The following is a 9540-nucleotide window of genomic DNA, read 5'->3' on the forward strand; positions in this document are numbered from 1 at the left end:
ACTGACACCTCTGATAAAAGAGTATGTCCATCGTTCTGCAATCTTACACACGGACCAATGGATCGGATATCACATAGTGAATAAACTATACAACCATTCTAAGGTTGATCATAGTAAAGGGCAGTATGTGGATGGTGACTGTTACACCAATACGATTGAGGGCTTCTGGAGTTTATTGAAAAGAGGTTACATAGGGATATATCATTACATGAGTAAAAAGCATTTACAGAAATACGTAGATGAATTTGTATTCAGATACAATACCCGTATGATTAGTGACAGTGATAAGTTTAACTTCTTGTTAAGTGTAACGAGAGGATACAGTATGACATATAATGATTTAGTAGCGGCATGAAAAAGAAAAAAGGTACAGGTGAAGAGTTTGAGGATTTTCTGAAAGTTGCTATATCACATAAGATAGAAAGTCAAAAAAGATATAAAGCACGATATTATTATCGAATAGAATTCAGACAAAAGTATACGAGAAGTGAGGCTCGTGATATACTTCTTTCAGTAGAAAAAAGAAAAAGAGAAAATAATAAGACAGATAACCTTCATTCTAATGAAGAAATTGAACATGAATTGGATCATATTTACAATTCTTCCTTGGCTGAATTAGAAGATGAGGTATCAAGAGACATTTTTTTATTTGGTTGGACAAAGCCTCCAAGAGCAATTAATTCGTTGCATTCTTGACAAAAAAGAAGTCCATTTTCATCTTGGATTGCATATGAATCTCCACATTTACTACAATCAATTGGTATTCTAATTTTTGGTTTCATTTGGATTTTATTAATCAATACAAATATAAGCTTTATAATATAGACGAAGAAAAGAAAAAGAGATTATTTAGTATATTTGTTCCTTGAAAATAAGAAGTGCCGACTCCTCGTTAAAATCACCAAAACTTTAACAAAAATACGTACAGGCACAATGACTCTCTCAATATAGGGTGGGTTGTTTTATTCATGTACGTATTAGGTGTTTGGTGATACCTTACGAGGATATGGGTAGCAGCCCACTTCTTCATTTATAACACTCTCCGAGGTTGCATGAGAGACAAACTAAAAAATCATGGTGAGTTCAGGAGAATTTTTAATTAAACTATTTGAATATCGAGTAACAATTTTTGTTGTTTTTACGATTATTTTACTTGTTATTGTTGGAGTTATGGCACAACAAAGAGGAAGAAATACTGCCGGTTGGATTGTTCTTTCATTTTTTGTTATCTCTCCTCTAATTGTTATGTTTATCTTGTTATGTATAGATACAACAAAAGAAGAACGGATTAAACGGATTACAGAAGATGAAAAAATTAGAGAAGAAATAAGGAAAAGTCAAAATTAAATTTGTTTCTTTTCAAATAAACAATTACATTTAAGAGATTGATTATTAATTTTTCTATATAGTAAAAATCTAAAATATGTTATTATTCGAATAATAGCTATTATATTAGATTTTGATAGTATAAATATAATAATTATATTTTTTAATGAAAATATTCATATCTTTGCATATGTGATCTTGTAATGAACAAATAGAGTCAAATGTATTTATTATACTATAATATAAAAGACATGAATGACTATTAAGAATTATTTGTTTTTACTTTATTAATCAGACGCTTATAACAACATATGAAATGAATAATTGTGTAGAAGTTATTAAATCAAAAATAGGTTATACACTTCAAGAATCAATTAATTCTAAAAGATCTATAGATGATAATGTCAATTCATTGTTAGATTCTATTCTTAGTGTAAGGAAATTAACAGATAAAGCTAACAATTTATTAAGTGAATGTATAAATGATTTATACAATTCAAAAGAAATTCTTGCTAAAGACGGATATATTCAAATAGAACCAGACTTAATAAGTTTAAAAAAAACTGTTTCAAGCTTTTATATCACATTAAGAAAAGGTAGTTTTTATCCTGGGATTAAGCAAAATGTTTTCAAATATCATAATACTTTAAAAGAACTTCAAGAATTTATCCATGATATGAATTTATTTTTTATAGATCTTCCTGAAGATGATGAATTTAAAGCTATATCAAAGGAAATAAATCTTATCTTTAAAAAATGATATTTCTTTCTATAAACACATTTAGGGTATCATTGGGAAAATTACTAAAGGCTAAGAGAAAAGAATATTGTTCTGTTAATCAAGATCTTTGCAGCTGTTTTTTAGACAAAAAAGATAAAATAAAAAAAGAGCAAGAGATATGGGACTCTAGAGATATGATCTATCAAGATGAAGAATATAAAGTAATAAAATTACGAGTTCAAGATAGTTTCAAAAGATTAAGTAAAAGTGATGGTTATAGATTAATTTTCTTGATTTCATCTTCTAAAGAAATTGTTTGCTTTTTGAATATTTATCCCAAAAATGGTTCTTTTTCTAAAATGGATATATCTAAAGAAGAGTTAAAGGATTTGTTACGTGATTTTATAGATGAATTTAAGAAACAACTATTATATTGTCACGATGTTACTGGTTGTCTAGAGGAATTAAAAAAAGTAACCTGTAAAAAGACTACTTGCAAATATGAACAAGAATTATGTTCATTGTAAAAATGAGCATATTGAATTAGTAAATTTTTTCTTACTGTCAAGTTGTATATAGTTGCCTAAAAATATTCATCATGAATATTTTTATTCGTCTTTGCATATGTTATAACTTCCTCGATTTTAAGAGGGCAAATATTTGTTATCTTCTGAGGATCAAAAATATGATATAAGCCACATAGACCAGAAGTAGCAAGGATCCGCTCCATCTTCCCAATTGTTGTTTTTTGCTGAAGAAAATGAACATAAAGAGCAATAAAGAGGCCAGTATGTTAACCGTTACATCTGTAATGCTTTCCCAGGTCACGCGTACAGGCATTACTGTTGCAGAAGCGCCTAATACCAGGAATGTGTTGAATAAATTTGAACCGACAACATTTCCCACTGCCATGTCTACATTTTTTTTACGGGCTGCTACAATGGAAGTGGCTAACTCCGGGAGCGAAGTTCCTACAGAAACAATAGTAATGGCAATGATGCGCTGGGAAACACCCAACGATTCGGCAATATTCACGGCTCCCCTGACCAATAGTTGTCCGCCGATGATCAGTCCGGCTAAACCTAAAACGATCAGCAATACGGATTTTAATACAGAATAGTGTTTGATAGGGATCTCCTCATTTTCTCCCTTTTTTGCCAGATGAATAGTATAAGCCATAAAGCCGCAAAAAAAGATCAGAAGAATGATCCCTTCCCAACGTGTAATAATATACTGGGGCGGATCGGACCAATGTTGATTCATGAACATGATCAGCACTAGAATGGCTGCAAGGAAAGTCAGGGGAATTTCTATCCGGATGGTATTTTTCTTAATACCGACAGGATAGATAATGGCTGTTAATCCAAGGATAGCAAGGATATTGAAGATATTACTCCCCATCACATTTCCGAAGGCCAGTGCGGATTGTCCTTCAAAAGAGGAGATCAGGTTGACCACCAATTCAGGCGCAGAAGTGCCAAAAGCCACAATGGTTAATCCGATCACAATGTTCGGGATGTTCAGCCGGATGGCCAGGGCAGATCCTCCGTCCACCAGTTTATCTGCTCCGTAAATCAATGCGATAAAGCCTATAAGTAGCCAAAGAATATCTAAAAGCATAACGTGTTTGGAATGAGGATGCAAAAATAGAAATATTACCGGACTTTAAAAGTGATATACCTGTTTTAGTCAATAAGCCATCTAATAAGCCGATTTTTCGTAATTTTGACAGCTAATCAGGCAGATCTTTCCTTCTGCCCGTTCAAAGCACTCACAGTATCATGCTGGATTTCACAAAAGGTACGCCCTGGAGGTTATTGCTCAAATTTGCTGTTCCGATGCTGATCGGCAATATACTGATGCAGTTGTATAATGTAGCGGATATTTATATTGTCGGAAATTTTCTGGGGACAAAAGCTTTGGCTGCAGTTGGTGCATCCAGCCCTGTGATATTTGCCCTTGTTTCCTTTATTATCGGTATTGCTACCGGATGTACGATTATTATTGCCCAGTATTTTGGTGCGAAGAACATTAAAAAAGTAAAACGGGCCATTGATACGGTCATTATTTTTGTATTGATTGCCGCCTTCCTGATCACGATCATCGGATTATTATTAAGTGAGCCATTGCTTCGTATGGTAAACACACCCGATGATGTATTGACCGAGGCGCACATCTTTTTCCAGATCAATGTTATAGGCATAATCCCCTTATTCGGCATCAATATCTTAAGTTCCATCCTGCGTGGATTGGGTGATTCGAAGACCCCGCTTTATTACATGATTGTTTCGTCCGTACTGAATGTATTGCTCGTGCTGTTATTTGTTCCGGTATTGGAATGGGGAATTGCAGGAGCAGGATGGGCTACTGTGCTTGCCCAGTTAATCACGGCCATTGCTATGATTGCCTGGCTCAACCGGAAACATTCCATTATTCGTATCCGATTCCGTCCCCGTAATTTTGACCTTGATATTTTCAGGAACAGCATCCGTATCGGATTGCCTAATGGTGTTCAGCAGGCACTGGTAGCTGTCGGTATGATGGCTTTGTTACGGATTGTCAATATTTTTGACAGTGATGTTTTGGCAGCATATTCTATTGCCGGCCGTATCGATTCGCTGGCTTCCGCACCGGCTATGACTTTTTCCATGGCAATCGCCGCTTTTGTCGGACAGAATGTCGGTGCCCGTAAATTTCATCGTGTTTCTCATGGTCTACGCGCTGCTTTAGGAATTTCCACAGTTATTTCCCTGGTGATTTCTATCCTGATTGTAGTTTTCAGGTATACGATCATGCAATGGTTTGCAACCGGTGCTGAAATCAATGTAATAGAAATAGGTAGCCGTTACCTGTTGATCGTTGGCACATTTTATGCAGTATTTTCCATGATGTTCGTTTTCAACGGAGTAATGCGTGGTGCCGGCGATACAGTGGTATCTATGTTCATCACCCTGCTTTCGCTTTGGCTGGTACGTATCCCTGTAGCTACCGTTCTCTCCCGCTATATGGGTCCGGACGGCATTTGGTGGGCTATTCCTATTGGATGGGTAATCGGGGCAATAGCGGCTTTTTTATATTACCGGACCGGAAGATGGAAAAGCAAAGGTGTCATTAAGCCGAATGATCCTGTCTTAGACGCTCCGTTGGATATTCCCGGTCCGGTAAGCAATTGATCATGATGCAAAAAACAATATTTTTTCTTTTAATAGGAGTGTTGGATTTTTATTCCGGTATTGCCCAGACGTTATATCAGGAGGAAGACACGTCAGTTTTTAACAGTTTTCTGGAATATACCCGGTCCGGGGATAATGATATTATCCGTACTGCAGGATTCTTCCTTGATATTCCTTATGTCGAGGGAACCCTGGAGGGAGATTCTGTTGAACGATTGAGGGTGAACCTGAGGGAAATGGATTGTTTTACATTTATGGAGACTGTTATTGCCCTGCAATTAATGCTACAAAATAAGGATCATTCTTTTACGCATTTCTGTTCTATCCTTCAACAGGTACGCTACCGCGATGGTATAGTTGACGGTTATTTGTCCCGGCTGCATTACACCAGTGAATGGTTGTATAATAACCAACAAAAGGGGATCGTTTCATTGCCGCAACTCTCACGTTCAGAAAAATTTAAGCCTGAACTTTCTTTCATGTCTTCCCACTGTAGATTATATCCTGCTTTAAAAGCACACCCTGAATGGTGTGCAGGCATCAGAAATATTGAGAAGAACGTGAATCAGTATACGCTTTATTATATTCCTAAGGAACAGGTAAGGGCTTCGGGAGAAGAAATACAACATGGTGATATCATTGCCATTACCACACATATCAATGGTCTGGATGTCTCCCATGTAGGTTTTGCTTTCCGCAAAAAAGAAACCATACATTTACTGCATGCTTCTTCTGAAATGAAAAAAATATTGGTCTCTACCGAAAGCCTGCACGATTACCTTGCTAAACGTAAGAATCATTCCGGCATAATTGTGGCAAGGCTCACAGCATCCGGTCAGAACCATTTAGCATGGTAGTGCCGCATTTCTGCGGCCAGTTGTTTTGCTTTTCCTTCCGTATGGTTATCCAGGCATTTCCAGAAGTTGACCCCATGGTTTTTATGGATGGTGTGCGCCAATTCATGTACTATTACATAATCCCTTAAATGAAGGGGTAAACGCATCAGATGGATATTCAGGTTGATATGGTTGGAAGCCGAACAACTTCCCCAACGGGAGCTAACATTCTTTACAGTCACACTATTATATGAAAATCCGCATTTCCGGGCCAGTTGCTCCGTCCGTTCCGGTAAGAATTCTTTCGCTTCTTTTCTGATCCTTTCGGTAATGTATTTTTTGATGATTTCCTGAGACTTGTCGGAGGATAGATCTATCTCCTGCGGATAAAATATCTGCAAGTGATGTTTGGTAGCATGTACCCTGAATTTTTCAGACTTCCAGGGCAATAACTGAAGTTGTAACTGTGATGTGTAGAAAACTGTATCTGGTGTGAAAATAGTGGATTTTCTTTCCTGTTGTTCTATTTTTTCTTTTGCTTTGAGTATCCAATCAGCTTTTTGTTCTACGAAGTTGATGGCTTGTTTTACCGGGACACGCCGGGGGACGGAAACTTTAATACCACCGAATGGTCTTAATGAAATACGGATACTCCGTGATTTCGGACTGAATACAAATAGCACTTCGCCTATTTGTGGAAAATGTATGGTTTGACTGGTTGACTTATTAAAGAAAGGCATAAATCGCGGTCTTTCCGGGTGGATAAAAGATTTTAGTCTATCTGTCTGTGAATCGGATGGCCTTTTGTTTTATGGATAATATGTAGCACTATAATACTGGCAATATAATTGAACCCACAACGCAAAGTAACTAAAAATTAAGTGTTGGTTCCATCCATACTTAGTATGGAAGTTTAAGTTTTTATATATCGGCATTCAGTTTTATTTCGCTTCCTGTTAAATTTTCAGGGCGATTTTGTACCATTACTGATACAGGTATTTTTACTGTAAACACCGTTCCTGTAACTTTATTACTGACAAATCCGATGGTGCCGTTTAAGTATTTTTCAGAAAGTAATTTCATACTGTAAGTACCCAGCCCCCTGTCTTCACCTTTTGTGGAAAATGACCGGCTAAAAACCTGCAGGCTTGTTTTGCGGCTCATCACAGCATCATTATGAACATGGAAATGTAAATTATCATCGTCGCCTTTATGAACACCTATTTCTATAACGGCTCCTGCACATTCAGCCTCTAATGCATTCTTTATCATGTTGCATAAAACCCTGGACAGTAAAACTTTGTCTGAACAAAAAACATGATCTTCAGAATCCGGTGAGATACGTATTTCTTTCATTTCAAGAGCGGCTGCTTTATTTAGATTTTCCATTTCTTCAATCAGAAAATCCAATGAATGTAACTCCTGGTATTTTATTTTATATTCATCTTTTTCGGCAAGTGTCAAAACCCTGTGGGAATTAATTTCATCCACCAATGAATCAAGCATGCGGGTCAGATGTGACATATATAAGTCCTGCTTGCTTGGGTCTACTTTTTTCAATACCTGTGCGATCCCATTGATGCCGTTAATCGTATTCATGATGTCATGAAAAAAGATGCGTTCCATTACTCCGCGCCGTTTTTCATCGCTGATATCAAACAGGGAGCAAATAATAAAATTTTCGTTATTAACAGTGGTATATGTCGAATGTACCCTTAAATCCAAAGATGTTTTTGTCGATCCATTGGTCAGGCTACATTCATCTATAGACTGCGCCTTATTCTTGCACAACAACATGGTGCGTACAGCCCCGCACACACTACAATGAGGTGAGGTGCCGCAACCGTTCACTTCATGTGCATGTTCACATCCAAAGACTTCTCCCAAACGCTGCCCCAATATTAGGTTCTCATCATCTACACCAATGGCCGACAGTGTTTGGCTATTTGCAAACACTACCTGCCGGTTGCTGTTCAACACGGTCACCATAGAAACAATACCATTCAGGAAAACAATTAAGTCTTTATTATCTGTAATAATACTGTGTTGTCTCAGGATCTCATCCTGAGGCGATCTTTCCGCCGAAGCAAAACAAGTAAGAAGCGAACCCCTCATTTTAAAACCTCCTTTTTATACCCCATCGATAAACCCCTACACATTAATAGACAAAGATATATCGTTTAATATTATTTTACGAAAAAAACCGGAAAATGTTTCAACCATCAAATGATGATTTCATTAAAAGCGTTTGGTATAGCCATGGCAATAGGGAAGGGTACCTTTTCTATCATAATAATCCTGATGATAATCTTCAGCTACCCAGAATCTGGATGCCGGAGTAACTGTCGTAGCTACTTTATATCCTTTTTTCTCGAGCTGTTTTATCAACCGTTCGGCAATTTGCTTCTGTTCGGGCGTGGTATAAAATATTTCAGAACGGTATTGATCTCCGATATCCGGTCCTTGCCTGTCGACTTGCGTGGGATCATGAATTTCAAAAAAAGCTTTTGCCAAAGTTTCATAATCGGTCTTTGACGGATCAAAAAGTATCCGTACGGCTTCGGCATGACCTGTTGTTTTCATACAAACATCTTTATATGACGGATTATTAAGTGTTCCACCCGTATATCCTGATTCCACGCTGATAACGCCGGGTATCTTTTTCATATAATACTCCACTCCCCAAAAGCAACCACCGGCAAATACAGCCGTATCCAATTTTACATCCTTTGCAGGGACAAATTCCATAGATATGGAATTAACACAATGCCGGGTTTGTTTAGGAGTGAGTCCTTCACCCAGAAATACATGCCCCAGATGTGCACCGCATTTTGCACAAATGATCTCTGTCCGGCGACCATCCGCATCCGGAACACGTTGTACCGCCCCTTTGATTTCATCATCAAAACTGGGCCATCCACAGCCGGATTCGAACTTATCTTCTGAATGGTACAGAGGCGCACCACATTGTTTACATACATATGTTCCTTTCTCATTGAAATGATAATACTTTCCCGAGAAAGGGGCTTCTGTTCCTTTATCGATAATTACACGCTTTTCCTGTGGTGTCAATTCTTTTTTCTGTGCCATGATACTTCCGGTTAAGAAAATCAAGATTAAAAATATTCTCGTACTCATTTATTTCTTGTGACTTACTCTGTATTTGTATTATACGTGTTCAGGATTTCATTTGTTACAAATCTTTTGTAAGATCGTATATAATAATTGCTTAATTATCATATTGTTGTTTTCAATTATTTTGGTTTCCTTTGTGGTGCTTATATTCAAAACAATACCAAAATGAAACATCCATATACTTCGTGCGCAAACACGCATGAATAAAGGTTTAGGATGTTCCATTTGACCATTAAAAATCAACTTTGCGCTAGCGTTCTCATGGAGCGGAAGCGTAATAAATTATATTCAAATGAAATATACCGCTGCGTTATTATTGATGGCATGTATGCTCAATGCCTGTAGTCAG

General features: G+C 37.1%; 11 protein-coding genes. 7 read left to right on the plus strand and 4 right to left on the minus strand.

Features of this window, described 5'->3' with window-relative positions:
- The 5 genes from LBQ60_21270 to LBQ60_21290 form a co-directional block, all read left to right on the plus strand.
- A partial coding sequence (locus LBQ60_21270; protein MDR2040455.1) for an IS1595 family transposase occupies nt 1-355 on the plus strand: 355 nt, incomplete at its 5' end.
- On the plus strand, nt 352-696 hold the full coding sequence (locus tag LBQ60_21275; GenBank protein ID MDR2040456.1) for a hypothetical protein: 345 nt from the start codon (nt 352-354) through the stop codon (nt 694-696). The genes LBQ60_21270 and LBQ60_21275, both read left to right, overlap by 4 nt.
- A gap of 378 nt (nt 697-1074) precedes the next feature.
- Nucleotides 1075-1347, plus strand: a complete 273-nt coding sequence (locus LBQ60_21280) for a hypothetical protein (GenBank protein MDR2040457.1) — start codon at nt 1075-1077, stop codon at nt 1345-1347.
- Between the two features lie 295 nt (nt 1348-1642).
- A complete protein-coding gene (locus tag LBQ60_21285) occupies nt 1643-2086 on the plus strand; it encodes a hypothetical protein (protein MDR2040458.1) in 444 nt (147 codons plus the stop codon).
- Between the two features lie 32 nt (nt 2087-2118).
- A complete protein-coding gene (locus LBQ60_21290; protein MDR2040459.1) occupies nt 2119-2574 on the plus strand; it encodes a hypothetical protein in 456 nt (151 codons plus the stop codon).
- 136 nt (nt 2575-2710) lie between these two features.
- Here the strand turns inward: LBQ60_21290 and LBQ60_21295 are convergent, their stop codons facing one another.
- A complete protein-coding gene (locus LBQ60_21295) occupies nt 2711-3667 on the minus strand; it encodes a calcium/sodium antiporter (GenBank protein MDR2040460.1) in 957 nt (318 codons plus the stop codon).
- Between the two features lie 161 nt (nt 3668-3828).
- Here LBQ60_21295 and LBQ60_21300 point away from each other — a divergent pair, with 161 nt between their 5' ends.
- Together LBQ60_21300 and LBQ60_21305 are read left to right on the plus strand one after the other, a co-directional pair.
- Nucleotides 3829-5220 (plus strand): MATE family efflux transporter, encoded by a 1392-nt coding sequence (locus LBQ60_21300; GenBank protein MDR2040461.1) that lies wholly within the window; start codon nt 3829-3831, stop codon nt 5218-5220.
- A gap of 2 nt (nt 5221-5222) precedes the next feature.
- A complete protein-coding gene (locus LBQ60_21305; GenBank protein ID MDR2040462.1) occupies nt 5223-6077 on the plus strand; it encodes a DUF1460 domain-containing protein in 855 nt (284 codons plus the stop codon).
- Here LBQ60_21305 and LBQ60_21310 read toward each other — a convergent pair.
- From LBQ60_21310 to LBQ60_21320, 3 genes are all read right to left on the minus strand, one after another.
- Entirely contained in the window at nt 6056-6796 is a 741-nt protein-coding gene (locus tag LBQ60_21310) for a M48 family metallopeptidase (GenBank protein ID MDR2040463.1), read from the minus strand. The two genes, LBQ60_21305 and LBQ60_21310, sit on opposite strands and share 22 nt — an antisense overlap.
- A 181-nt stretch (nt 6797-6977) precedes the next feature.
- Entirely contained in the window at nt 6978-8171 is a 1194-nt protein-coding gene (locus tag LBQ60_21315) for a PAS domain-containing sensor histidine kinase (protein ID MDR2040464.1), read from the minus strand.
- A 123-nt stretch (nt 8172-8294) separates the two neighbouring features.
- Nucleotides 8295-9146 (minus strand): bifunctional methionine sulfoxide reductase B/A protein, encoded by an 852-nt coding sequence (locus LBQ60_21320; protein MDR2040465.1) that lies wholly within the window; start codon nt 9144-9146, stop codon nt 8295-8297.
- Nucleotides 9147-9540 lie beyond the last annotated feature (394 nt).

The organism is Bacteroidales bacterium (genome assembly GCA_031275285.1).
GTDB lineage: Bacteria > Bacteroidota > Bacteroidia > Bacteroidales > UBA4181 > JAIRLS01.